This is a genomic window from Agrobacterium sp. OT33 (genome assembly GCF_017313365.1).
In the GTDB taxonomy this organism is placed as follows: domain Bacteria; phylum Pseudomonadota; class Alphaproteobacteria; order Rhizobiales; family Rhizobiaceae; genus Agrobacterium; species Agrobacterium rhizogenes_A.
This window is the reverse complement of record NZ_JAFLMZ010000005.1, coordinates 275055-298737: the sequence shown is the minus strand read 5'-3', so window position 1 is coordinate 298737 and position 23683 is coordinate 275055. Positions and strand designations below refer to the sequence as shown.

Genomic DNA, 23683 nt, shown 5'->3' with positions numbered 1-23683 from the left:
GCTTAGGAGTAGAATGGTTGCGCGGCGCCACCCGATGCGGGGTCGGCACTGTCGAAGGTGATTTCGGGCTGGGGCTGGTCGTGGTCGAAGGCCATGGCCTGCCCGCCGATGGTGAATGCGCCGTCCCAGGTGAGGGTAAGCTCAGGCCCGCCCGGCGGCGTGACCGAGAGCAGGCGGCTTTCGGCATCGAAGGCGACCCGCGTGGCGAGGATTTTTTCCCGAAAACGGGCAAATTCCGCGACATCCCCGCAGCCGATGATGCCGACCCAGCCGGCGCGGCGGCCGGGCGATCTGATTTCGCGATTGGCGGTGGCGCCTGCGGTGATGGGCTGAAGCCCGTTCGTCGCATAAAGCGCGGCAAAGCCGCGACCCGAGCGGGTGATGAGCCAGTTGCCTTCCATCAGCACCTCGTCCAGCCCGTCGCGGCCGAGATAGGCATGGGTCCAGTCGTTGCGGTGATCGTGCGTATCGAAGATCATCATCGCCAGATCGCGATGCTGCGCCACGCGTGGCAGGATGCCGCTTCCCGCCCAATAGGAGGGGCGCTGGGTGCCCCACGGATCGTCTTCGCCGGGATGATTGACCCAGAGCCGCGCCATGGGATGGCCGGCGAGTTTGATATCCATGACGTGCTGTTGGTGGCCCTTGCGGCCGGTCTTGTGGTCGACAACGGTGGAAAGCTGGGCGGCCTCGTTCTTGAACAGCACGAGCTTGCCGGGCTCCAGCCCCTGCGCGTAGCGCGCCTCGACCATGCGGCCGCTTTCCAGCTGGGAAAGGGCGGCAAGATGTGCCGGTGGCAGGTAATCGCCGCAGCAGAACATCGGCAGCGAAGCGACGCCGTTGTTGAGCCAGCCCTGACCGAAGGCGACCTCGGCGAAGGGCGCCAGTTCCGTCAGCGGCCCGGCGCGCAGCTCCTTGTCATAGGCTCTGCCTTGCGAACCGGAGGGAACGCCGCCGAGCGTATGCAACGCGATCATCTCGAAAATGAGATCGAGCTGGTGGCGGGCGCGGGCGGTAAGCTCCGGTCCGGCCCAATGTTCGATGGCGAGAAGGCCGATGAAATCCACGGGATAATAGGCGGCCGAATTCCATTCGGCGAGGCCATGCGCCTCGACGCTGTCGAACCAGCGCTCCAGCCGGTCGGTGGCGAGCGTGGCCTGTTCTCTGCCGGTGCGGCCGGAGGCGGTGAAGACGGCGTCGGGCAGATAGTGTCCGGCGAGCAGCTGGCTGGTGTGGAAGCAGAGAACATGGTTCTCGCTCCAGAACCACATGACGTCATTGCCGGGTTCGTCCACCCAGTAGCGATAGCCAAGGATCGAGGCGTCGATCCGTGCCCGCATTTCAGTTGGCAGGCGGTCACCATGGGCGCGCACCAGCCAGAGCAGCGGGATCATCACGAAATCGGAGCAGTCCTCGCGCCGGTCGATGGAGCGCAGCGTCGCATCGACGATGCCGCCGATGGTGTTGAAGTCATCGCTGCCGGTGGCGACCATCGCCAGCGCCCGGCCGATGCGCCATGCGCCGAAACGGGCGCTGAAGGAGAGGGCGGCCTTTTTTCGCCCGTTGATATCGGCATTGGGCGCTTCCGGCGCGATATCATGCATGAAGGCGGCGTCGATGACGCGGGTGACCGTTCCCGCACCCGAGCCCATGGTGATCCTGACGCCGTGATATCCGTCCGAAATGCCTGTCGTCCCGGGGATTGTCAGCGTGGATTGCCCGGCCTTCAGCACGGTATCCACTTCCGCCAGCGCCGCGCGTTCATGCCCATGGCTTTTCACCGCGATGTGCACGGGCAGGTCGCTTGCAGGGGGTGCTCCGAAAACCAGTTCGAGGTCGGTGCCGCAAAACACGTCGCGTGCCGGGCGAACATCGCGCACCAGCGCGGCAAGGCGCTTCGTTTCCTCGCGGTCGAGCGGCACGGGCAACACGACTGTCAGCGGCGTCGGATCGATAACCTCAAGCTCGAAGAACCAGATGATGTCGCGTTCGGCCAGATCCTCGCAGAGCAGCAGCACCTCGTTGTCGCCGGCTGCAAGGTCGAGTGTCACGTCGCTGTTGGTTTCGACATTGCGGATGAAGGGTTCGAAACGCACCTGTTCAGCGCCGTTCACCCAGATGCGGACGCCGCCGCAGGTGCGCAGCCGGAAATGCGCCTTTCTGGCGGCATCGCTGCGGAACGTCCCCTTCAGCCAGCGCTGCACATGGGTGGGAACATGCCAGAAACCGGTGAATTCGACGCGGCGGTTGGAACCCGGCAGGTTGAGGTGAGACACCGCAAAGCCAGTCTCGGGTGCGATGTCGCGGCCGATCATGGTCTGCTGGAAGGCTTTGCGGCAGGGAAGGTCGCCGACATCGACGAAACCATTGATGAAACGGTAATTGACCCGGTCTTCCGCCGGCGCGGGTGTGCCCGGAAACGACGTCTCCACCAGATCCGAAACGATCCACGCGGTCACCGTCTCGCCGTCGGCGACGGTATATGTGGGCTGCGACGCATCCGTCGCCAAAGGTCCATCCGTCATAATGGATCGCCTCCCTTCGATCTTTATGAAATTATTTTCACAATTCGATTTTCGCTTTTTCGCGTCGATTTGTGCGATTTATGTAAAACAAACAGCTTGACGTTTATTCTGTCAAGCCGCAAAACAGGATAAATCGAATTAAGCAGAGGAGCTTCTATTCGATTTGTGAAAATATTTTCATTGGGAGGATGAGCATGATGAAATTGTTTTCGGGCGTCAGCGCCCTGGTAATTGCCTCCGTCGCCGGTCTTGCGGCCGCGCAGGCCGAAACCCGCACGATCACTTTCCTTTTTACGGATGACGACCAGGGTTACGTGCAGCGCATGGCCGATCTCAGCAAGGAGTTCGAAACGGCCAATCCGGGCGTGAAGATCAACTTTGTGTCCTCGGGGTATGACGCCGTTTCCAAGCAGCTGCCGGTGCAGCTGGCGGTCGGCGAAGGTCCTGACATTGCCAAGATCACCGACTGGCAGCTTGCGCCCTATTATCTCGACATGCGGCCTTACATGAAAGATGCGGAAGCCTTCGCGAAACTGCATGGTTCGAGCCTCAACCAGCTTCGTCTGCCCAACGTCAACGATCCGCAGTCGATCAACGGTTACATGGCGTCGCAGACGCTGAACCTGCCCTTCGTCAACAAGACCCTGTTCGAGCAGGCGGGTGAGCCCTTGCCCGGCCCGACCGCGAAATTCAGCGAGATCGTCGAGGCTTCCGCCCGTGTCGCCAAGGCGACCGGCGTGCAGATCCCCTTCACCATGGACCGTTCCGGCCACCGCTTTTCCGGCGGCGCCTTTGCTTATGGTTCGAGCTATGTGAAGGACGGCAAGTTCAGCTTCCCGGACGATGCGGCGAAGAAATACATCGCCGATATCTATTCATGGACGCAGAATGGCAGCTTCCCCAAGGAAATGTGGGGTGCGGCCGGCGGTTCGCAGTACAAGAACATGGGTGACGAGTTCGTCAACGGCAATGTCGTGACCTATCTGGCCGGCAACTGGATGGTCAATCCGTTCCAGAACAAGATCGGCGACAGTTTCGAATGGACGGCGATCAATGCGCCCTGCGGCGATGCCGGATGCTACGCCATGCCCGGCGGCACCGCGATTGTCGGCTTCAAGCGCACCAAATACCCGGAAGATGTCGCTCATTTCGTCGAATTCCTCGGCTCCGAGAAGGTGCAGCGGGAAATCGCTGAAAACTACGTTATCCTGACGGGTGCCGAGATCGTCGATCCGCAATACAAGCTGAAAAGCGAGGACGCCAAGGCGGCGATGAAGGTCTTCCTCGACAACAAGAAGAACGTGCCGCAGGCGGCCCGCGATTTCGAACGCGCCAAGGGCGGCAGCGCCATGTATCAGCAGATCGTGCAGCGCATGAGCCAGCTGATCGTCGGCGAGTTGACGCTCGACCAGACCTACAAGGTTCTGGAAGATGACGTCGCCAAGATCAACGAGGCCGTTGCGGTCAAGAAATAAGGGGCGGCCATTCCGGCTTTGCCGGAAGAGCCAAGCATCGAACGATATGCCCGGAGCCGGTCTCCGGGCATATCTCTCCGCCTTTTTTGGGCGGATAGTGCCGCATATGCTGTCTCGATCAGCACCATCGAAAAACTGAAATACGCTCCGTTTAAACCTGATGACGAGGCGCGCGGGAAGCCGCGCCGCCTGTTTTCGTCACGCGTCAATCGCTGCAAATCATAGGATTCGTCATGGCCAAACTGAAGATGTCGTCTTTTCCGTCCGCACGCCCGACCCTGCTTGCCTCCGTCGCATTGCTGGTTCTTGTCCCGAGCGCGCAAGCATTCGATCGCACCGGACCGGCAGGTCAGGGCTACGCCATCACGGTGCCGGAACCTGCCGCGACCTATCCGCTGCCGCTCGCCGACAATTATCGCAACCAGACCGGCAAGAATGAGAAGGGCGAGGACGTCCGCGCCTATGACGACCGGGACAACCCGATCATCGAAATCCTCTCGGGTTTCAACCGTATCTGGACGCTCGGCGATGAGAAATGGGCGGATGGTGGCGCCAATGGCGACGGCCCCTCGGATTTCAGCCATGTGAAGATCGTCGATCCCGCCGTCTGGCAGGAAAACATGCGTTACGTGCTGTCCGTGACCGGTGAAAACCGCACGCGCGCTGCCGCTTTCGAAGCCTATATGAATGATCGCCGTTCACAGGGTTACAGCGTCATCGACGGCATGGGCCCGCTTGCCGACTGGTATCGCGAAGGCGCGGGCGCGACGACGACGATCAATCATACGCTTTCGGATTTCGATCCGAACGAGGTCATCACCCGCAAGGAGGACGACAAGGGCACCGAGGCGGGTGCGGCCGATAGCGAGCTGAAGGATTTCGTCGCCTTCATGAAGGTGATCCGTGGCCCGGAAGGCACGACATCGCCGGCGAAATATTTCTATTCCACACCACGGCCCTGGCGCATGAACGCCAAGGGCGAGGTGATCGAGACCGGCAAGGAAACGATCGGCGACCGTTCATTCGAAAGCCATGACAGCGACGCCGGCGTCATCGTGCCGGCGCTGAAATATGCCCGTGAAAATCGCGGCCGCGCCAAGGATGGCGGTTTTCCGAGCGGGCACACCAATGCCGCCTATCTTGCCGCTATCGCCTATGCCTATGCCGTGCCGGAGCGTTTTTCCGAACTGCTGACGGCGGCCTCCGAACTCGGTGAAAGCCGCATCGTCGCCGGCATGCATTCGCCGCTCGACGTGATCGGCGGCCGCATCACCGCGACCGCCATGGCCGCCGCCATGTTGCAGGACCCGAAAAATGCGGAGGTGAAGAAGGCCGCGCATGAGGCCTTGCAGGCCTATTTCGCCAAACGTCTGCCGCAGGGTCAGTCGCTCATCGATTTCGCCCATGGCGCAAAGCCGGATGTCGATCAATTTGCCGATGCGGCGAAGAACGGGGCGGATTATCGCAGGCGCATGACCTATTCCTTCAGCCGCGACAAGGCCGCGGGCGATGCGGCGATGGTGGTGCCGAAGGGGGCGGAGGTCCTGCTGGAAACGCGCCTGCCTTATCTCGACGCCGCAGAGCGCCGCGCCGTGCTGTTTTCCACCGGCATCGAGGCCGGTTATCCGCTGCTGGATGACAGCAACGGCTGGGGCCGTATCAATCTGGTGGCCGCCGCCGGTGGCTACGGCGCGTTTGACGGCGATGTCGAGGTGACCATGGATGCCGCAGCCGGCGGCTTTAATGCGGCAGACAGTTGGACGAACGATATTGCCGGGGCGGGACGCCTCGTCAAATCCGGTAGCGGCGCGCTGACGCTCAGCGGCCACAACAGCTATGGCGGTGGCACGATTGTCAGGGACGGAACGCTGGTGGCATCGTCTGCCGATGCGCTGGGAACCGGCGGCGTGCTGGTCAGCGGCGGCACGCTCTCGCTTGCGGGAGAACAGGATACCGTCATCGGCGGCGATTATGCGCAGTCGGGCGGCACGCTGGCGGTCGATCCGCAGAAGGCTGCGTTGCGGATCAAGGGCAATGCGGTGCTGGAAGGCGCGGCGCTGAAGCTCGTTTTTGACGGCGGCGCACCGGCAGCCGGCACGCGGCTCGACGTGATCTCCGCCAACGGCCTGACCGGAACATTCGCCACGATAGATGCGGGCAATGTGAAGGTGCGGCCGGTCTATACCGGCTCGGCACTGTCGGTGGTGGTCGAATAGGCCGATGCAAGGTTCTGCCGGGCGCGGTTGAAGACGTTGCGCCCGGCGGGGTTTTATTCAGGCGTGCTGCCGCCGCATCAGCAGAAAGATGACGGGTGCGGCGAGCAGGGAGACGATGGCGGCCAGTGCGAAGGAGGCCTGATAGCCGAATTTTTCGGCGATCGCGCCGGCCCCCAGACCGCCGGCCATGCTGACGATGCCATCCATGCACTGGAACAGGGTAAAATCGACCCCGGCCTGCCGTGGATCGGACCAGCCCATGAAACAGGCATAAAGTGCGACGAAGCCGATGGACATGATGCCCGACGAGCTTGCCACCGCCACCGCCATGACCACCCATTGCGAGACATCGCGGTGGACGCTGAAATAGGCGAAGACGCAAAGCAGCGCCGTCTGCACGAAGATGGCGACGAGCAGAACCCGCGACGCGCCGTAAAGCCTGACCAGCGTGCCGCCGAGCAGTGCACCGGCAAAACCGATGATCATGCTGCCGACACCGTTCAGCGCGCCGATGGTGGCGAGATCAAAGCCGTAATCGACCAGAAACGGGCCGAGCATGGCCAGCCCCCATTTCTGCGCGGCGACATAAACGGCCGCGACCAGGAGGCCGGTGCGCACCTCACGCCGCCGCAGGGCATTTCCGATCGAGGGCAGGTGATCCCGGGTCTGCGCCACCGTTCTTGCCGCCGGGCCGAACAGGAAGGGCAGGGCAAGCAGGATGATCAGTCCGGCCATGACCAGCGTGGCGCTCATCCAGCCGGCGCGTTCCACCAGCACCAGAAACAGGCCCGCGCCGATAGCCGACCCGAGATAGGAGCCGCCCACCTGCGCGGCATTGCCCCAGCCGTGATGTTCGGCCGCCAGCGTTTCGACCGCGTAGCCGTCGCAGGCGATGTCGACGGTCGCCGTCACCAGCGCGATCACCGACAGGATGGCGATGGCAACGGAAACCGGCGAAGGGCCGGTGAAGGCAAGCAGCGCGAGGCCGCAGGCGCAGGTGATGATGCCGGCACCGACGATCACCCGCGAGCGGTTCCTGCCGACCGGCGGCAGCCGGTAACGCTCCACATGCGGCGACCACAGGAATTTCAGCGCCCAGGGCAGAACGGTGAGATAGAGCAGGCCGATCTGGTCCAGCGGCAGGCCGGCGGTTCTGAGCACGGCGGGCAGGCCGAGAAAGGTCAGCCCGCCAATCACGCTCTGGCCGACATAAAGCCCGCCGACCGCCACGAAGACGGCGGCCGGCGAGGGCTTTGTTGCGACGGGGTTCTGCTGCAACATCAGAAACGGTACCGGATGCTGCCGACGACCTTGCGGCCTTCGTCATAATAGCAGAAGCCCGTGGTGCAGACCTGTTTCACCTCGTCGAGAAGGTTGGTGGCATTGATCTGCAGCTTCACGCCTTCCAGCGAGGGCAGGGCCTTGCCGAGATCGTAGCGCAGCGAAGCATCAACGAAGGTGCGGGCCTCATTGTCGAGAATGGGCGTGTGCTGGTTGTCGCCGAAGCTCGATCCGACATAACGCAGGCCCGCGCCGATGCCGAGGCCTTCAAACGCGCCATCCTGGAACTCGTAATCGGCCCAGAGCGAGAAGGTGTGATAGGGCGAGGAATTGAGCTGCTTGCCCACCGTTTCCGATGTCAGCTTGGTGATTTCAACGTCGTTATAGGAATAGGAGGCGATGACGCTCCAGCCATTGTCGAGCGAGGCCGTGGCTTCCAGTTCCACCCCGCGTGAGCGCAGATCGAGCTGGCGCAGCAGGTTGATGCCGGAGGAGGTCTCGTAGACCGTGGCGTTGTCCTGATCGAGATTGAAGAAGGCGGCGCTCAGCAGGGCATTATATTGCGGCAGGGCGTATTTGACGCCGAGTTCATATTGCTTTCCGACCGTCGGCTGCGCCTGCCCCGTCACCGTTCCCGAGGTGATGATGACGCCCGGATTGGCGACGAAGGAGGTGCCGTAGCTGACATAGGGCATCACGCCGCTGTCGAAGACATAACCGAGGCTGGCGCGGCCCGTCGTTTTGGTTTCATCGCCGTCATAGGTGGGAGCCGTCGCCGCGCCGACGGTCTGGGCCTGATATTCGGTGTCCAGCCAGTCGTGGCGGATGCCCGCCGTCAGGCGCCAGCGGTCAAGCTCGATCTGGTCCTGCGCATAGATGCCCAGCGTGTTCATGCGCTGCGTCAGGATCAGCGATACGTCAGGCGTATAGGTGTAGGTGTCGGTGAACAGGTCCGGACCGCCGCCCTGTTTCGAGGTGTAGGACATGTGGCTGAAGTCGATGCCGGTCAGCAGCGTGTGTTTTGCCGGGCCGGTGTCGAATTCGGTCTTCAGGTAATTGTCGGCGGAAACGCCCTCATTTTCCTCGATGGTGATGCCGGGCCAGCTGTCGAACACCCATTGCTGGTCGGCCGAAAGGGCGGAATAGCGCGCCTTGCTGTAGAAGGTGACGTTGTCGTTGATTTCGTGCTCGAACTCATAGCCGATACGCCATTGTTTTTGTTCGAAATCATTAAAGCGGGAATCGCCGCCATAGACCGATGTCGCACCGATGGAGGTGCCGCTGGCGCCATATTTGTTGATGTAGCCCCAGGTGCCGCCGGTGGTGCTGTCCATATATTCGCCGAGCAGCGTCAGTTTGGTGCCGGCATCCGGCTGGAAGGTGAAGGCGGGCGCGATGAACAGCCGGTCGTCCTTGATGGCGCTGATTTCGTTGCGGCCGTCGCGGGCAAGGCCTGTCAGGCGGTAAAGCATGGTTTTTTCATCGTCGACGGCGCCGGAAAGATCGAAGGCGCCCTGCACGCGGCCGAAGGAACCATATTGCAGTTCCACCTCGCGCAGCGTCTCCTCCGTCGGGCGCTTCGAGATGATGTCGACAATGCCGCCGGAGCTGCTTGCGCCATAGATGGAGGCGGCAGGTCCACGCAGGATGGAGACGGCTTCCACGCCATAGGGTTCCAGCCGGGCGCTGCCGTTCTGGCTGCTGACCTGCCGCAGCCCGTCGCGGAAGATGCCGGTGGTGCTGAGATCGGTGCCGCGCACCTTGAAGGCGTCGAAACGCGGTTCCGCGCCATATTGGCCGATGCGTGCGCCGGGCGTGTAGTTCAACGCTTCCGAGAGGTTCTGCGGTTTCAGGTCATCGAGCTGCTTGCGGCTGACGGTGGTGATCGACTGGGCGGTTTCGGCAATCGGCGTGTCGGTCTTGGTGGCGGTGCGGCCGGATTTGCCGACATAGCCCTTGCTCTCCAAAACGCCCCTGGCGCCTTCCAGACCGTTGCCCTGCACGGTGATGGGGGCGAGCAGGGTGGTGCCGGCGGCGGCCGATCCGCCGCTCTCTCCGGCCTGATTTGCGGGATCGAAAATGCGGACCGTGTTGCCGCCGGCCAGACTATAGTTCAGCCCCGATTCGGCCAGAAGCCCGCTGACGGCGGCCGAGACGCTGAGCGTGCCCTTGACGCCCGCCGTGCTGCGGCCCCTGGTGATGGCGGAGGGATAGACCATACGCAGATTGGCCTGACGGCCGAAGGTCAGGATGGCGTTTTCCAGCGGGCCGGCGGGAATGGAGACCGTGACCGTTGCGGGCGCACCGCTTGCGGCGGGCGGTGTCTGCGCTCTGGCGCCGGTGGCGCCGGGACCTGCCGCGACGATGCCCCCGATGATCGCCGTCGTCGTCAGCCAGAACCAGCCGCGTGCCTGCTTGCCCAAATTCATGTCTTTCCCTCTCAACTCATGATCTCAAGCCGTCCCGGCGCAAGCCGAAACGGGTACTGATTGCCTAGAGTGAAAAGGCGGGCTGCCTCCTGACGTCGGAGCCGTAAAAAAGTTACTTTTTATCGCGAGCGGACAAAAACCAGCATGTTCGAAAGCCGTGACACCGAAACGGGAAGGCTTTCTTCGAGAATGATCAGGGCCTGATCGGTATCCTTCAGGTCGAATATGCCGGATACGTGCTGCCTTGCCGCCGCCTCATCCAGAATGACGATGCGGCCCCGGCGATACTGGGAGAGGGTATCGAGAACCTCGCGTAGCGGCTGGCCGGAAAAGACGAGCTTGCCTTCCCGCCAGGCCATGCTGTTGGCAACATCCTTGCGGGCGCGCACCAGCCTGCCATTGTCGTCAAGCGTGACGGTTTCGCCGGGCGTGAGAACGGCGACATCGGTATCCGTCGTCACCTCGACGCGGCCTTCCTCCACCTGCACTTCCTGCGGCAGCGCGCCGCTGCCGGCGCGCACCGAATAATGGGTGCCGAGCGCCTTGGCCGTCAACGATCCATCCGTGACGATGAAGGGGCGCTCCGGGTTCTTCGTGACATCGAAATAGGCTTCGCCGCGAAGAAGGGTGATGCGCCGCTCGTCTTGCGAATAGTGCACGGCAATCGCCGTGTCGGTATTCAGGCTGATGCGGCTGCCGTCTTCCAGCGCCAGCACCCGCGTCTCGCCGATTTCGGTGTAATAATCCGCCTGCCAGCGGTCCTTAAGCCCGCTGTTCTCCGCAAACAGCGCCGCAAGCCCGATCATGCAGAGACCGGCCACACCCGCCAGCGCCGCCCGGCGTGGCCCGCGCCTTTTTGGCTGTTCAGCCGGCGCAAGCTCGATATCGCCAAGCTCGCCCCAGAGGCTCTGCATGTCCTCATAGGCGCTAGCATGGGCGGCATCGGCCCGCAGCCAGACATGAAACGCCTCGCGCTCTGCTTCCGTCGCATCTGCGGATTGCATGCGCGCCACCCACAGCGCCGCCTCTTCGGCCAGACCGTCATCGGTCAGGCCGCCATCCTTCAGGCCGTACGGGCGTTCGTTCATGTCCTGATCTGCCGTTTTGTTGCGTGCCGATGTTTATTCCTTTTCCCTTATAGAGTGAAAAAGGATGCGAACACCTGATGCCGGTTTACATTTTTATTTCCGCGCGGATCCGACGGCAGTGCAGCAGCGCCTTGATGATGTGTTTTTCCACCATGTTGCGGGAAATGCCGAGACGGGCGGCGATCTCGCCATTGGAATGGCCATGCAGACGGCTCAGCACGAAAACCTGCTGGCACCGCGTCGGCAGGGCCTCGATGGCGCCTGCCATCAGGACGAGATGCTGCCGGCCGGCGACAATCCGTTCCTGCCCGGGTTCCTCGCAGGCAACGGCAAAACCCGTCTCGTAAGGGGCAAATAACGGCCGCTCGCGCGACTGGCGGATGACCGTCAGGCGGGCGACCGACCGGGCGATCTGGAAGAGATAGGCCTGCGGATTGTCGATCAGCGTCGCATGAGAAACTTCCAGCGCCCGCAGCAGGGTTTCCTGCATGGCGTCGGCGGCGTCTTCCCGGTTCTGCAGGCGCCGGCGGAAAAACCGCATCAGGCGGTTTTCTTCCTTGGCATCAAGAACCTCAAACAGGGCTTTGCTCATCAATCGACCCGGTGGCGTATCGGCCTGGCGCATGAGGCGGGCGAGGGACAGGCGCACCGCATCATGTCGCAATAAACATGATTGTTGTTGTCATATTTACTGCCTTCCGGCGCCGGCTGCCAACCGGTAAAAAACCGGGGGGCGGATCAGGCTCACGTTTCCGTGATGATTGTTGCGGGATTACATCAGCTTGTCTGGCCCGCCCCTTAAAGGAAGTAGCGCACCCTGAGCGGCAGCAGCGCAGCACCGATGGCGGATGGATCGCCCTTGGTTTCACTGAGAACCAGCTTCGCCTCCTTTGGCCCGACACCATAACGATGTTCGCGCTGGGAGGGCATGTGCGTGCGTTCGATCATCATCTGGCCGAGCGCGCGCGGCAATTGCCCGCCGAAGACAATGGCCTGCGGATCGAGGACCGCGATCAGGCTCGCCACCAGCCTGTCCACCTGCGGCATGGTTTCCGCCAGCCATTCCTCGACGCCCGGCCATGCGGGGTCGAACTGCTGATAAAGCGGTTCGATCGAGTGGATGTCGACGCCGTTTTTCTGGAGCGTGGCGATGAGATATTGCAGCGCCGGCCGTTTGGGCGATTCATCCGGGCTGTATATGCCGCTGAATTCCCCGGCATTGCCATGAAAGCCGTGAAACGGCTGGCCGCCAAGGATCAGTCCGCCACCGAAACCGTAGTTGAATGACAGATAGGCGAAGGTCTGGCACCAGGAGCCGACACCGCGAAGGCTTTCGCCGATCGCGCCCGTGGTGGCGTTGTTCTCCAGCCAGACCGGCAGGTGGAACCGTTTCTCAAGGATCGGCTTCAGGTCCATCAGCGACCAGTCGCGCAGGGGCTCCGGCGCATTGAAGGCGCGGTCCTCCGACACGAAGAAGCCGGACATGGAAAAACCGAGGCCAAGCAGGCGCTCGCGCGGGATGCCGTGTTCCAAGAGCTGCCTTTCGAGGGCCTGTGACAAGGCCGCCAGCGTCTCCTCGCGGTCCTCCGGAAGCATCTTCAGCTTTTCCTCGACGACGACGTCGCAGCGGAAATCGGCGATGCAGATCACCACGGAGTCGGTGTTGATGGAAATGCCGAGCGAATAAGCCGCCTCCGGCACCAGCTCGATGGTGGGGCTCGGCTGGCCGCGCGTGCCCTTGAGCGGCGCGCCGGTTTGCAGAAGCCCACGCTCCAGCAGGCCTTCGATCAACCGGTGCACGGATTGCTGCGTCAGGTTGGTGTGGCCGGTGATCGATGCACGGGCAATGGGGCCGTGGCGGCGCACGATATCCAGAATGAGGCGCTCGTTTTCGCTGGCAAGCGGCTGGCGGTCAAAGGTCTGGTGCGGCGTCTGATCTGTTGTCATGGCCTTGGATAACGGCTGCGCGAAGCGGCGGCAACATGGGGCATTGGTTTGCGACAGCATTTTTCACTGGACTGTCACAAATATTACACTTAGAGTGTATTAATAAGGGGCCGGTCAACAACGGGTCCTCAGGAGGAACCATTCAATGCGCATGAAATTTCTTGCGATCGCCGCGCTTGCGCTGGCGACGACGGCAGCGCCGTGCCTTTCGGCAGACAGCAACATGAAAAACCTCGACTTCGATCTGTCGAAGGTCACGCGCGACAATTTCTACGAGATCGTCGTTCCCGCCGCCAAAGCCGAGGGTGCGGTGACGATGTATAATTTCGCCGGCAGTTTCGCCGATACCTGGAAGGAGCTGATCAACCGTTTCGAAGCCAAGTATGGCATCAAGGTCGCCTATAGCGACGTGAAGGGCGATCAGGCGAACCAGCAGCTGATCGCGGTACAGGCGGCAGGGCAGGATTCGCCCGTCGATGCCTATTTCGCCGGTGGCGGCAGCTATCCGCTTCTTTCCGCCAAGGGTGTTGTCGGCAATATTGCGCTGACGAAAATTCTGCCGAACATGGCCAACTATAATCCGGAAATGGCCGAGACCGTCTTCGGCAAGCCGCATGGTGGCAGCTTCCCGCTGGTGCATCTCAACCAGACGGCTATCGGTTATGACTCTGCCTTCGTGAAAGCCGAGGATGTGCCGAAGAGCTTCGAGGACCTGCTGGTCTGGGCCGAAAAGAACCCCAAGCGGCTTGGCGTCACCCTGCCGGCCAAGGGCGGTTCCGGCGGCGGTTTCATCTATTCGGTCGCGCTCAATTATCTCACCGGCGACTGCCGTGCAAAGCTCACCGACTATAACCAGACGCTGCAGCAGGCCGAGGACTGGGCCATGGAGTCCGAGTGCCTTACGCCTGTCTGGGACTATTACCGCCGTCTTCTGGCCGTGGCTGAATTGACGAACGGCAATGCCGACACGCTCAACCTCATCAACAACCAGCAGCTTCACATGGGCACGGTCTGGGAAGACCAGGTCATGAGCTTCCTCGGCACCAAACAATTGCCTGACAGTTTCCGCATCACGCTTCTGGAAAAGGGCCAGGTCGGCTCTGGCGACGCCATGTTCGTGCCGGCCAACGCCAAGAACGTCGCCTCGGCGCTGCTGCTGATCGATATGGCGATGAGCAAGGAATTCCAGCTCTGGAAGCTGGAAAACAAGGCTTCCCGCTCTCCACGCGCCGATGTCACCAATGATCTGATGCCGAAGGCGGTGCAGGAGCATGTGCTGCCGCAGAGTGTCTATCCGCGCCTGTCGCTGCCGGCTTTCTGGGACATGTCGACAGCGCTTGCCGAAGCGCTCGATGAAAAAGTCCTCAACCAGTAACGCGACAAGGATTGCCGGATCGTGTGCCGCAAGTGGCTGCACGGTCCGGATAGCCTTGGTCAAAAATATGAGGGAGGCTCGCCATGAGTGAACTCGAGATCAGCAATATCAGCAAGGATTACGGCGCAAGCCGGGCGCTTCATCCCGTATCGATCACCGTGGAGCGGGGCGAATTCGTCACCATTCTCGGCCCTTCCGGTTGCGGCAAGTCCACGCTTTTGCGCATCCTCACCGGCATCAGCCAGCCTTCGGGCGGTGAAATCCACCTTGGTGGCAAACGCATCGATCAGGCGCCGCCGGAGGCGCGCGACATCGCCATGGTGTTCCAGTCCTATGCGCTTTTCCCGCATATGTCGGTCGCCAAAAATCTCGGCTTCGGGCTGAAGATGAAGAAGGTCGCGAAGGACGAGCGGGCGCGGCGCATCGCCCATGCGCTGGAGATTTGCAACCTCGCCGGTCTGGTGGATCGCATGCCCCGGCAATTGTCCGGCGGCCAGCAGCAGCGTGTGGCGCTGGCGCGGGCCATTGTCATGCAGCCGAGCCTGCTTCTGTTCGACGAGCCGCTTTCCAATCTCGATGCCAAACTTCGCGATACGCTGCGCCATGAGCTGACCGAGCTTCACCGCCGCATCGGCGCCACCAGCCTTTATGTTACACACGATCAGGCCGAAGCCATGGCGATGTCGGACCGGATCGTCGTCATGAATGCCGGCCGGGTGGTCGAGATCGGCACGCCGCTTGAGCTTTACCGCTCGCCGAAACACGCCTTTACCGCCGGCTTCCTCGGCCAGACCAATCTTTTGCCGGTCTCCGCGCAGGGCCAGCAGGCGCAATTGCCCTGGGGGCAGTCCGTGACGCTTGACCGGGTTGCCGCCGGAAGTGTCCAGATTTCCGTTCGTCCGGAAAACATCCAGATCCGCGCCGATCAGGCCGGCGAGGGCACGGTTTCCGCCGTTTCCTTCATGGGCGCCAATGCGCTCTATACGGTCGAGATCAGCGGCCGCCATATCCGGATCAGCCAGTCCGGTGCTGAAACTCTGATCGATGCCGGGCATAGGGTCGCCCTGCAATTTCCCGGTTCGGTCCATCTTCTCGATGACAGGATGGCGGGGGAGGCGGCATGATGGCCGGGCTCCTTCGAAACAGGCGTGCCCAGCTTCTATTCCTGCTTTTGCCGGGTGTCGGGTATCTTCTGGTCTTTTTCGGCGGGCCGTTGCTGTCGGCGCTGGTCGGCAGTTTCAGGCAGGAGGATGGCAGCTTCACGCTGATGTTCTACCAGCGGATTTTCACCCGCCCGTCGATGATCCGTGGTCTTACGACCTCCATCTATTACGGCGTCATGCCCGTCATCGTCTCGCTTGCGGTTTCGGTGCCACTGGCGCTTCTGATCCGCAAGAGCTTTCTCGGGCGAAAACTGTTCAGCGGCCTTTACAAGCTGCCGATGGCGGTGCCGGGCATCATCGTCGGCCTGATGGTGATCGTGGTTTTCGAAAGGGGCGGGTTCCTCGACCGGCTGGTCGCGCCGCTCGGGCTCGAACTGCCCAAGCTCGTGCGTGATGACTGGGGCATCGGCGTCATTCTCGCCAGCGTCTGGAAGCAGATACCTTTCATGACGCTGATCATCACCAGCGCCTTTGCGGCCATCCCCGAGGATATACGTTATGCCTCCCGCACGCTTGGCGCGTCGCGGCTGAAGACATTTTTCTTCGTGGAAGTGCCGCTCGCCATGCCCGGCATCACCGCCGCCATTCTTCTGACCTTCATCGGCTCCATGGGCTCCTATGCCATTCCCGATATCGTCGGCCCGCCGACGGCCCGGCCGCTTTCGGTGCTGATGATCCAGGAGTTCAATCAGGGCCGCTTTAATCAGGTCTATGCCATGGGCATGGTGTTGAGCCTCTTCGCGGTCTCCGTCCTCATTCTCTATTATTCGCTGACATCCCGCATCGGCCCCGGCCAAACCCGCGGAGACGCATGATGAGCGCTATCACCATTGAACCTACAATCACTCCCCGCCGCCGTGCCTTTACGCCGGAGGACAGGATTTTCGTCTCCATCGGTCTTTATGGCGCGCTGACGCTCGCCATCGCCGTGCCGCTGGCTCTGATGTTCCTCTGGAGCATCGCCGATGGCTGGTCGCCGCCGCTTGTTGTGCCGGAGCATTACACCACGGCGCGCTGGGCGGGCATTCTCGGCGATGCAAGCCTCATCCGCGCCGCGATCAACAGTATCCTGATCGCCATCGTCGTCACCTTCCTGACGGCGGCCATCGCGTTACCCACGGCCTGGGCCATGGCGCGTTTTCCCTTCCGGCTGAAACGGCTGGTGGAGATTTTCATTCTGGCGCCGATCATCATTCCGGGGCTGGTCGTCGCCGTCGGCATCGGGCAGGTGTTTCTTCTCTTCGGCCTTGCCTATTCAGTAACCGGGGTCATTCTCGTTCAGATCGTCGGCACCCTGCCGCTGATGATCCGGCTGATGACGGCGGCGCTGGAGACCATTCCAGACGATCTCATCCATGCCGCCCGCTCGCTCGGCGCGGGAACAATCGGCATCGTCCTGCACATCATATTGCCGCTGGCGGTGCCGGGCCTTCTCGCCGGCGGGCTGATGTCCTTCATCGGCAGCTTCGAGGAATTCGACAAGTCCTTCATCGTCGGCGCGCCTGTTGTCGAGACGCTGCCGATCAAGCTCTACATGTATCTCGACCCCTATTCGATGCAGCTGCCGCTCGCCTCCATCGTCTCCTTCATCCTGCTTCTTCCCGCACTCATCGTCTTCATCATCGCCGGCCGCATCCTGCGCGACGATCTGATGGCGGCGGGCATGGGGAAAATCTGATCCGGGAAGCCAAACCCCGGTAATTGCAACGTCCGAAAGTGAAAATCATGCACCAGACCCTTGCCACCTCCCGAAAGACCTCCACCGCCTGCAATGTGCTTGCGCTCTGCTCACGCGACAATCCGGCCATCCTCACCATCGCCCATCGCGGTTTCTGGAGCGCCACCGCCGAAAACTCGCTCGCCTCCGTCCGCGCCGCGGTTGCCGCTGGCGTCGAGATGATCGAGATCGACACGCAGGCGACGGTCGATGGCCGGCTGGTTGTCATTCATGACGAAACGCTCGACCGCACCACGACGGGCAAGGGCACCGTGAGCGCGCTGCCTTTCGAGGTGGTCCGCGCAGCGAAGCTGAAGGCCGGCGCGGGCGGCGATGCGGCTGGCGTGACCGATGAATGCGTGCCGACGCTGGAGGAATTGCTGGAAGAGGCGCGCGGCAGGATCACCGTCAATATCGACACCAAATTCACCCGCGATCTGCCACAGGTCATGGAAACCGTGCTGCGGCTTGGCGTCGAGGATCAGGTGCTGGTGAAAACCGATATCGATCCTGAGGCCGGCCATTTCGAAGTGCTGGCGACCGACTGGTTCGGCAAGATTCCGCATATGCCGATGTTCCCGGTGAGAAAGGGTAAGTTTGCCGAGGATCTGCGCCGGATCGAGGCCTTGAAGGCGCCGATGATCGAGGTGAAATTTACCGATATTGCCGATCTGGCCGAGGGCCGTGCCGAGATGGAGCGCCAGAATATCCGCCTCTGGATCAACTCGCTCGACGTTTCCCATTGCCTTGATTTCAACGATACGCGGGCGCTTTCAAATCCCGAAGCCGTCTGGGGTGCTCTCGCCGGGGCGGGCGTCGGCGCGGTCCAGACCGATGAAGTCGAAGCCTTCACCAACTGGCTGAAGGCCGGCGCCGGCGAGACGGGCAGAGCATGGACACGATGAGCGAGCGTCTCGAAAGCGCGGTCGCCATAGTCGAGGAAGCGATGGGCCTTGCCCTTCGCTTTTTCGAGGCGCGCGACGGCATCGCCACCCGGACGAAGGGTTTTCAGGATTTCGTCTCGGAAGCCGATACCACAGTCGAAAAGCTGGTGCGCGACCGTCTGGCGGCGGCCTTTCCCGGAGAAACGGTGCTGGGGGAAGAAATGGGCGGCGTTGCCGATGACGCCTATTGGATCATCGATCCCATCGACGGCACCGCCAATTTCCTGCGCGGTTCGCCGCTCTGGGGCATCTCCCTCGGCTTCGTGCGCAACGGCCGGCCGGAACTCGGCGTCGTCGCCATGCCGGTGTTCAAGGACATTTATGCGGCGGCGGATGGAACCGGGCTGATGCTGAACGGCAAGCCGCTTGCCCGCCATGTGCCCTTCGAGGATGTGCAGGTCATGTCGCTGGGCGATAGCGCCGCTGCCGATGCGGAAGAGGTGGCGGCCCTTAACGTCGGGCTTCGGCATGCGGGCTGGGTGGTGGAATCCATCCGCTCGACATCGATCGGCCTTGCCTTTGCCGCGCGCGGCATCTTCGACGGCCATCTGCAGAAGCTGACGACCATGTGGGATATCGCCGGCGGCGTCGTTCTCGCAAGGGAAGCGGGTCTCGATGTCCGTATCGGAACGCGCTCTGGCAGCGGTATCCCCTGGGTCGCCGCCGCAACGCCGGCGCTGATGGCGGTGACGGAAGGGCTGTGGCCGGAAATCAGGGGAAAAGTGCCTGCGGAGCCCGCGTGAATCTTCTGAAAAGCAGAGGCCGGGTGCTCTTCAGACACTCGGCATCCCGCTGCTTTCTGAAGTTCAGTGTTTGCGGGCGAGAGCAACGGCATCCGCGCCCGCTGGAAAGTGGAGCTGTCCCGAGGTGTCGTGCACCGCGCTCCAAACCGCTTCGGCGACATCACTTTCATGGGTGGTCAAAGCCGGTTGGGAGAAAGTCTCGAGAATTGGTCCTGCAAAGCCCATGTAATCTTCGGGAAGCAGCTGCTCAAGCGGCAGAATGGCGTTGTTCGTGAAGCTGGTTGTCGGGGCATAACCCGGCTCGACCAGCTTCACGCCAATGTTGAAATGCGTCAGTTCATGCGTGAGCGAACCGGTAAATCCCTCAATGGCCTGCTTGCTGGCGGTATAGGCGGCGGCAAGCGGGAAAGAAGCAAGCGTAACACTGGACGTGACGTTGATGATCATGCCGGACTGGCGTTTTCTCATCTGCGGGATGACGGCCTGTGTCATGGCCATCACACCGAAGCTGTTGGTGTCGAAGATCGTGCGCACCGCCGACATCGGCGTAGCCTCAAAGGCGCCGACCATACCGATGCCGGCATTATTCACCAAGACGTCAATCGGGCCGGCCGCATCGATCGCTGCTGCAATGCTATGCTCGTCTGTCACATCCAGTGACAGCACGCGCAACCGGCCGGTATCGTCAGCAAAGCGGGTGGCGCTTGGACGCCGCATGGTGGCGATGACGTTCCAGCCGCGTGCGAGGAACAGTTCGGCAATCGCTTTGCCATAACCCGACGACGTGCCGGTGATGAGGATGGTGTTGGTCATGGTAAATCTCCGTTGTTGATGTGCAGGAGATAGACGGGCTGAACTGGATGATATATGCTCAAATGGCTATTATTTGTTATTGATCGTCCAAACATGGATCCTCTCAGCGATATCGTCGACCTTTTGCGACCCAGCGCCGCCGTCTCCAAGCCGATTTCCGGCAAGGGCAGATGGGGAGTGCGCTATCGTCCGCATGATGCGCCGGGTTTCGCGCTCGTCCTTGCCGGTGCCGCATGGGTGATGATGGAAGGCCGAGCTCCTCTCAGGTTGATATGCGGAGATTTCCTGCTTCTGCCCACAACGCCCGCTTTTTCGCTTTGTAGCGAGACCGATGTCGAGTGCGTCCCCGTCGAACCGCAGGATCGGGCTGTCCGCCATGGCGAACAGGAGGGGGCGCCTGATTTTGTCGCGCTGGGCGGAAGCTTCCGGTTCGAACGCATCAATGCTTCACTTCTGCTGTCACTGATGCCCGAAATGATCTACGTGCCGGCGGCGGAGAAAGGCGCATCGCGGCTGGCGCGGCTGATCGAGCTATTGTCAGAGGAATGCGCCGGGGAGGATCCAGGCAAGGAACTGATCATCCGGCGCATGCTGGAAGTTCTTCTGGTGGAAGCGCTGCGCCGGCCGGGAGTGGGGAATGCGGCAATTCCCGCGGGATTGGTAAAGGCAATGCGTTTACCCGGCCTTGCCCGCGCATTATCGGCGATGCATGAAGATGTTCGCGTGGGCTGGACGGTTGCGGAACTGGCGGGAATCGCCGGCATGTCGCGTTCGGGCTTTTCCGCGCGTTTCGTTGACATGGTGGGCTGCGCGCCGATCGAATATCTCGCCCGGTGGCGGATGGCGCTTGCGAGAGATGCGCTCCTGCGCGGGGTAAAATCGCTCGACCGCATTGCCGATGAAATCGGCTATGAATCCGCCAGCGCATTCAGCACCGCGTTTCGCCGGAGAATGGGCGTTGCTCCGGGAAGCTTTGCCCGGGCAAACAATGACGATCATCCCCATTCCACGGCTTTTCTCTAGCTATTGCCCTCATGGCAACGCCTGAAACCCTTCAGGAGTTGGCTCCGCGTTCCTCCGTGCCGGTGTAGGAGCGTTCACTCCAGAGCAGGGCTTTGCGCGTCGGATCAGACGTCACTTCGATGATGGCCCCGACGAACAGGATGTGGTCGGCGGCATCGATGGAGCCGACGAGTTCGCAATCCATGGATAGCAGCGTATCTGCAAGCCTCGGGTTTCCCGAAGGCCAGAGATCCCAGTCGCCAACGGAAAACCGGTCTGGCAGGTTGCCCTTTCCGGCAAACACGTCGGCAACCTCTTCCTGCCCTCTGGCCAGCGCCGAAACGGAGAAGCGCCGGCTTGCGGCGATGAGATCGACCATGCGGCTGCTGGCGTCGATGGAGATCATCAGAAGCGGCGGCTCCGCGCTGAGTGGCATGAAGGAGGTGATCGTTCGCCCGATCCGCTCTCCGGCATGGGCGGCGGCGGCCAAAGCCACGGTAAAGGCGAGGCCGGCCATCGCATCCTTGAATTCACGCGGTGAGATCGCCGGGGAGGCCGAGGCTTTCAGCGGGATATGCGCGTGATTGACGACACCGCCATCGATCAGCCTGAGATTATGAGACATGCAGTGCCGGGCTAACCGCCCGCTCCCGGATTCTTCGAAAAAATGGAAAACTTGGCCGCAGCGCCATTCATGATGTCGGCATTGTCAGGCGGCGTCCTTTTCTGATGCACGCGTGGCCAGATGCCGGAATAGTGGCGGTTGAGGTCGAGCCAGACATGCAGCCCCGCCTCGGTATCCGGCCGGATTGCCGCCGCAGGACATTCGCGTTCGCAGATGCCGCAATCGATACATTGGTCGGGATGGATGACGAGCATGTTCTCGCCTTCGTAGAAACATTCGACCGGGCAGACCTCCACGCAGTCCATATATTTGCAGGCGATGCAGTTTTCGGTGACGACATAGGGCATGGCAATGCTCGAATGGAGTTGCAGCCGGACGGCGGCTGTCCGGCTGCGCCTGATCCGGCCAGTCGCCCGGGGCAGCGGGGCCGGCCGGATCGGTGGGGCTCAGATCAGAGGCGGGCGGCCACTGCCTGCCAGTTCACCAGATTGTCGAGGAAGTTCTCGATATAGGCCGGACGCTTGTTGCGAAAATCGATGTAATAGCTGTGTTCCCACACATCGCAGCCAAGAAGCGCCTTCTGCCCGAAGCAGAGCGGATTGACCCCGTTTTCGGTGCGGGTGATCTTCAGCGTGCCGTCGGTATCCACCACCAGCCACGCCCAGCCCGAGCCGAACTGCGAGGCGCCGGCAAGGGCGAAATTCTGCTTGAACAGCGATACCGAACCGAAGGATTGCGTCAGCGCGTCTTCCAGCGCCTTCGGGATGGCATGGTTTCCCGGCCCCATGATCTCCCAGAAGAGATTGTGGTTCCAGTGCTGGGAGGCATTGTTGAAGATGCCGGACTGCGCCACCGCGCCCTTCTCATAGGTGCCGCGGACGATGTCCTCGAGGCTGCTTTTTTCCCATTCGGTACCTGATATCGCCTTGTTGAGGTTATCGACATAGGCCTTGTGATGGAGATCGTGATGAAACTTCAGCGTCTCCTCGGACATGCCCGAGTGGGCCAGCGCATCATGGGCATAGGGGAGATCGGGAAGCTGGAAAGCCATGGGGTATCCTTTGTCAACTGTTCGCTCAAGAGCATGGAAAGAGCCTTGCGAAAACAAGGTGACACCACTTCTAGAACTTCAACCTTGGTTGAGGTCAAGAGGTATTTTGAGGGGTGAAGACGTGGATATCGGATGCCGGACTTATTTTCTGCCATGCCCGGATAGTGGGTGGGGCAGGGATTGCGATTAGACATCGTCAAAAGCCCGCTTGCCTCCGTATCGGCACCCGGATTTTTCCAAATGGTCCGTATGCCGGCAGTTGAAGTCCGTTGTGGCCTTGACACAGCGAGCCCGGCGACTAGACGGGTCAGGTGTTCATTTTGGGAGTATAGACATGAAAACGCTGGCAGCCGTTTCGGCTTTCGTGGGCAAGACCTTCGCCGCCTGGGTCATCCTGTTCGCCGTGCTTGGCTTTTTCTTTCCGGATACGTTCAAACAGATTGCACCGTGGATCGTCACACTTTTGTCGATCATCATGTTCGGCATGGGGCTCACTCTCTCGGTCGATGACTTCAAGGAGGTCGTCAAAAGGCCGTTCGATGTGACGATCGGCGTACTCGGCCAGTTTCTCATCATGCCGCTTCTGGCGGTGCTGCTGACCCGGATCATTCCCATGCCGCCGGAAGTCGCCGCTGGCGTCATTCTGGTTGGCTGCTGCCCGGGCGGCACCTCTTCCAACGTCATGACCTATCTCTCCAAGGGCGATGTCGCCTTGTCCGTTGCCTGCACCTCGGTAACCACGCTTGCCGCGCCGCTGGTGACGCCATTCCTCGTCTGGCTGTTTGCGAGCCAGTTCCTGCCCGTTGATGGCTGGGCCATGTTCCTCAGCATCGTCAAGGTCGTTCTGGTTCCGCTCGCCCTCGGCGCTGCCCTGCAGAAACTCCTGCCCGGCCTCGTCAAGACCGCCGTTCCGGCACTGCCGCTTGTGAGCGTTATCGGCATCGTCCTCATCGTTTCGGCCGTCGTGGGAGGATCAAAAGCCGCGATCGCCCAGTCCGGACTGATGATTTTCGCTGTCGTCGTGCTGCACAACGGGCTTGGCTATCTCCTCGGTTATCTCGCGGCAAAGGCAACGGGCCTGTCGCTCGCCAAACGCAAGGCCATTGCGATCGAGGTGGGCATGCAGAACTCCGGCCTTGGCGCCGCACTCGCCACGGCCTATTTCTCGCCTCTCGCCGCGGTTCCGAGCGCCATTTTCAGCGTCTGGCACAATATTTCCGGCGCGGTTCTGGCGAACTGGTTTTCGGGCCGGGTGGACGCAGGCTCCGCCAACGAAGCCGGCTGAATCT

20 protein-coding genes are annotated in these 23683 nt (G+C 61.6%); 10 read left to right on the top strand and 10 right to left on the bottom strand.

Features of this window, described 5'->3' with window-relative positions:
- Positions 1 to 2: 2 nt before the first annotated feature.
- Positions 3 to 2525, bottom strand: coding sequence for a hypothetical protein (locus JZX88_RS14245; RefSeq protein ID WP_206913965.1), 2523 nt, complete (start codon positions 2523 to 2525; stop codon positions 3 to 5).
- 194 nt (positions 2526 to 2719) lie between these two features.
- Here JZX88_RS14245 and JZX88_RS14240 point away from each other — a divergent pair, with 194 nt between their 5' ends.
- A complete protein-coding gene (locus JZX88_RS14240) occupies positions 2720 to 4000 on the top strand; it encodes an ABC transporter substrate-binding protein (RefSeq protein WP_142857754.1) in 1281 nt (426 codons plus the stop codon).
- Between the two features lie 233 nt (positions 4001 to 4233).
- Positions 4234 to 6216 (top strand): phosphatase PAP2 family protein, encoded by a 1983-nt coding sequence (locus tag JZX88_RS26375; protein WP_206913964.1) that lies wholly within the window; start codon positions 4234 to 4236, stop codon positions 6214 to 6216.
- Between the two features lie 57 nt (positions 6217 to 6273).
- Here the strand turns inward: JZX88_RS26375 and JZX88_RS14230 are convergent, their stop codons facing one another.
- The 5 genes from JZX88_RS14230 to JZX88_RS14210 form a co-directional block, all read right to left on the bottom strand.
- On the bottom strand, positions 6274 to 7497 hold the full coding sequence (locus JZX88_RS14230; RefSeq protein WP_206913963.1) for an MFS transporter: 1224 nt from the start codon (positions 7495 to 7497) through the stop codon (positions 6274 to 6276).
- Positions 7497 to 9926 carry a TonB-dependent siderophore receptor gene (locus tag JZX88_RS14225; protein WP_206913962.1) on the bottom strand — a complete coding sequence of 810 codons (2430 nt, stop codon included), beginning with the start codon at positions 9924 to 9926 and terminating at the stop codon, positions 7497 to 7499. The genes JZX88_RS14230 and JZX88_RS14225 overlap by 1 nt, the downstream gene beginning before the upstream one ends.
- Positions 9927 to 10045: 119 nt before the next feature.
- Positions 10046 to 11014 carry a FecR family protein gene (locus tag JZX88_RS14220; RefSeq protein ID WP_206913961.1) on the bottom strand — a complete coding sequence of 323 codons (969 nt, stop codon included), beginning with the start codon at positions 11012 to 11014 and terminating at the stop codon, positions 10046 to 10048.
- Between the two features lie 85 nt (positions 11015 to 11099).
- Positions 11100 to 11606 carry an RNA polymerase sigma factor gene (locus tag JZX88_RS14215; protein ID WP_174029833.1) on the bottom strand — a complete coding sequence of 169 codons (507 nt, stop codon included), beginning with the start codon at positions 11604 to 11606 and terminating at the stop codon, positions 11100 to 11102.
- Positions 11607 to 11812: 206 nt separating this feature from the next.
- A complete protein-coding gene (locus JZX88_RS14210; RefSeq protein ID WP_206913960.1) occupies positions 11813 to 12961 on the bottom strand; it encodes an ROK family protein in 1149 nt (382 codons plus the stop codon).
- A gap of 145 nt (positions 12962 to 13106) precedes the next feature.
- Here JZX88_RS14210 and JZX88_RS14205 point away from each other — a divergent pair, with 145 nt between their 5' ends.
- The 6 genes from JZX88_RS14205 to JZX88_RS14180 all read left to right on the top strand — a co-directional run bounded on the left by JZX88_RS14205 (position 13107) and on the right by JZX88_RS14180 (position 18903).
- Positions 13107 to 14336, top strand: a complete 1230-nt coding sequence (locus tag JZX88_RS14205) for an extracellular solute-binding protein (protein WP_206913959.1) — start codon at positions 13107 to 13109, stop codon at positions 14334 to 14336.
- An 83-nt stretch (positions 14337 to 14419) separates the two neighbouring features.
- Entirely contained in the window at positions 14420 to 15460 is a 1041-nt protein-coding gene (locus JZX88_RS14200; RefSeq protein WP_206913958.1) for an ABC transporter ATP-binding protein, read from the top strand.
- Entirely contained in the window at positions 15460 to 16314 is an 855-nt protein-coding gene (locus JZX88_RS14195; RefSeq protein ID WP_142858044.1) for an ABC transporter permease, read from the top strand. Before JZX88_RS14200 ends, JZX88_RS14195 begins: the two co-directional genes overlap by 1 nt.
- Positions 16311 to 17177, top strand: coding sequence for an ABC transporter permease (locus JZX88_RS14190; protein ID WP_065116947.1), 867 nt, complete (start codon positions 16311 to 16313; stop codon positions 17175 to 17177). The genes JZX88_RS14195 and JZX88_RS14190 overlap by 4 nt, the downstream gene beginning before the upstream one ends.
- A 47-nt stretch (positions 17178 to 17224) precedes the next feature.
- Entirely contained in the window at positions 17225 to 18121 is an 897-nt protein-coding gene (locus tag JZX88_RS14185) for a glycerophosphodiester phosphodiesterase family protein (RefSeq protein WP_206913957.1), read from the top strand.
- On the top strand, positions 18109 to 18903 hold the full coding sequence (locus JZX88_RS14180) for an inositol monophosphatase family protein (protein WP_206913956.1): 795 nt from the start codon (positions 18109 to 18111) through the stop codon (positions 18901 to 18903). The genes JZX88_RS14185 and JZX88_RS14180 overlap by 13 nt, the downstream gene beginning before the upstream one ends.
- 63 nt (positions 18904 to 18966) lie before the next feature.
- On the opposite strand, the gene JZX88_RS14175 is transcribed toward JZX88_RS14180, so the two are convergent.
- Positions 18967 to 19716, bottom strand: coding sequence for an SDR family oxidoreductase (locus tag JZX88_RS14175; RefSeq protein WP_206913955.1), 750 nt, complete (start codon positions 19714 to 19716; stop codon positions 18967 to 18969).
- A 93-nt stretch (positions 19717 to 19809) separates the two neighbouring features.
- Here JZX88_RS14175 and JZX88_RS14170 point away from each other — a divergent pair, with 93 nt between their 5' ends.
- Positions 19810 to 20739, top strand: coding sequence for an AraC family transcriptional regulator (locus JZX88_RS14170; protein WP_161991759.1), 930 nt, complete (start codon positions 19810 to 19812; stop codon positions 20737 to 20739).
- Between the two features lie 31 nt (positions 20740 to 20770).
- Here the strand turns inward: JZX88_RS14170 and JZX88_RS14165 are convergent, their stop codons facing one another.
- The 3 genes from JZX88_RS14165 to JZX88_RS14155 all read right to left on the bottom strand — a co-directional run bounded on the left by JZX88_RS14165 (position 20771) and on the right by JZX88_RS14155 (position 22394).
- Complete coding sequence (locus JZX88_RS14165) at positions 20771 to 21343, bottom strand: flavin reductase family protein (protein WP_206913954.1); 573 nt, start codon at positions 21341 to 21343, stop codon at positions 20771 to 20773.
- 11 nt (positions 21344 to 21354) lie between these two features.
- Positions 21355 to 21690 (bottom strand): ferredoxin FdxA, encoded by a 336-nt coding sequence (fdxA, locus tag JZX88_RS14160; protein ID WP_065116941.1) that lies wholly within the window; start codon positions 21688 to 21690, stop codon positions 21355 to 21357.
- Between the two features lie 104 nt (positions 21691 to 21794).
- Positions 21795 to 22394, bottom strand: a complete 600-nt coding sequence (locus tag JZX88_RS14155; protein WP_110760009.1) for a superoxide dismutase — start codon at positions 22392 to 22394, stop codon at positions 21795 to 21797.
- 334 nt (positions 22395 to 22728) lie between these two features.
- Between JZX88_RS14155 and JZX88_RS14150 the strand changes: the two genes are divergently transcribed.
- Positions 22729 to 23679, top strand: a complete 951-nt coding sequence (locus JZX88_RS14150; protein WP_206913953.1) for a bile acid:sodium symporter family protein — start codon at positions 22729 to 22731, stop codon at positions 23677 to 23679.
- The last annotated feature ends 4 nt before the right edge of the window (positions 23680 to 23683 follow it).

Coding starts and splice junctions, on each gene's coding strand:
- JZX88_RS14220 (WP_206913961.1), bottom strand. CDS start 11,014: ATGAACGAACGCCCGTACGGCCTGAAGGATGGCGGCCTGACCGATGAC.
- JZX88_RS14150 (WP_206913953.1), top strand. CDS start 22,729: ATGAAAACGCTGGCAGCCGTTTCGGCTTTCGTGGGCAAGACCTTCGCC.
- JZX88_RS14185 (WP_206913957.1), top strand. CDS start 17,225: ATGCACCAGACCCTTGCCACCTCCCGAAAGACCTCCACCGCCTGCAAT.
- JZX88_RS14155 (WP_110760009.1), bottom strand. CDS start 22,394: ATGGCTTTCCAGCTTCCCGATCTCCCCTATGCCCATGATGCGCTGGCC.
- JZX88_RS14205 (WP_206913959.1), top strand. CDS start 13,107: ATGCGCATGAAATTTCTTGCGATCGCCGCGCTTGCGCTGGCGACGACG.
- JZX88_RS14230 (WP_206913963.1), bottom strand. CDS start 7,497: ATGTTGCAGCAGAACCCCGTCGCAACAAAGCCCTCGCCGGCCGCCGTC.
- JZX88_RS14180 (WP_206913956.1), top strand. CDS start 18,109: ATGGACACGATGAGCGAGCGTCTCGAAAGCGCGGTCGCCATAGTCGAG.
- JZX88_RS26375 (WP_206913964.1), top strand. CDS start 4,234: ATGGCCAAACTGAAGATGTCGTCTTTTCCGTCCGCACGCCCGACCCTG.
- JZX88_RS14170 (WP_161991759.1), top strand. CDS start 19,810: ATGGATCCTCTCAGCGATATCGTCGACCTTTTGCGACCCAGCGCCGCC.
- JZX88_RS14210 (WP_206913960.1), bottom strand. CDS start 12,961: ATGACAACAGATCAGACGCCGCACCAGACCTTTGACCGCCAGCCGCTT.
- JZX88_RS14200 (WP_206913958.1), top strand. CDS start 14,420: ATGAGTGAACTCGAGATCAGCAATATCAGCAAGGATTACGGCGCAAGC.
- JZX88_RS14175 (WP_206913955.1), bottom strand. CDS start 19,716: ATGACCAACACCATCCTCATCACCGGCACGTCGTCGGGTTATGGCAAA.
- JZX88_RS14240 (WP_142857754.1), top strand. CDS start 2,720: ATGATGAAATTGTTTTCGGGCGTCAGCGCCCTGGTAATTGCCTCCGTC.
- JZX88_RS14245 (WP_206913965.1), bottom strand. CDS start 2,525: ATGACGGATGGACCTTTGGCGACGGATGCGTCGCAGCCCACATATACC.
- fdxA (WP_065116941.1), bottom strand. CDS start 21,690: ATGCCCTATGTCGTCACCGAAAACTGCATCGCCTGCAAATATATGGAC.
- JZX88_RS14215 (WP_174029833.1), bottom strand. CDS start 11,606: ATGAGCAAAGCCCTGTTTGAGGTTCTTGATGCCAAGGAAGAAAACCGC.
- JZX88_RS14195 (WP_142858044.1), top strand. CDS start 15,460: ATGGCCGGGCTCCTTCGAAACAGGCGTGCCCAGCTTCTATTCCTGCTT.
- JZX88_RS14225 (WP_206913962.1), bottom strand. CDS start 9,926: ATGAATTTGGGCAAGCAGGCACGCGGCTGGTTCTGGCTGACGACGACG.
- JZX88_RS14190 (WP_065116947.1), top strand. CDS start 16,311: ATGATGAGCGCTATCACCATTGAACCTACAATCACTCCCCGCCGCCGT.
- JZX88_RS14165 (WP_206913954.1), bottom strand. CDS start 21,343: ATGTCTCATAATCTCAGGCTGATCGATGGCGGTGTCGTCAATCACGCG.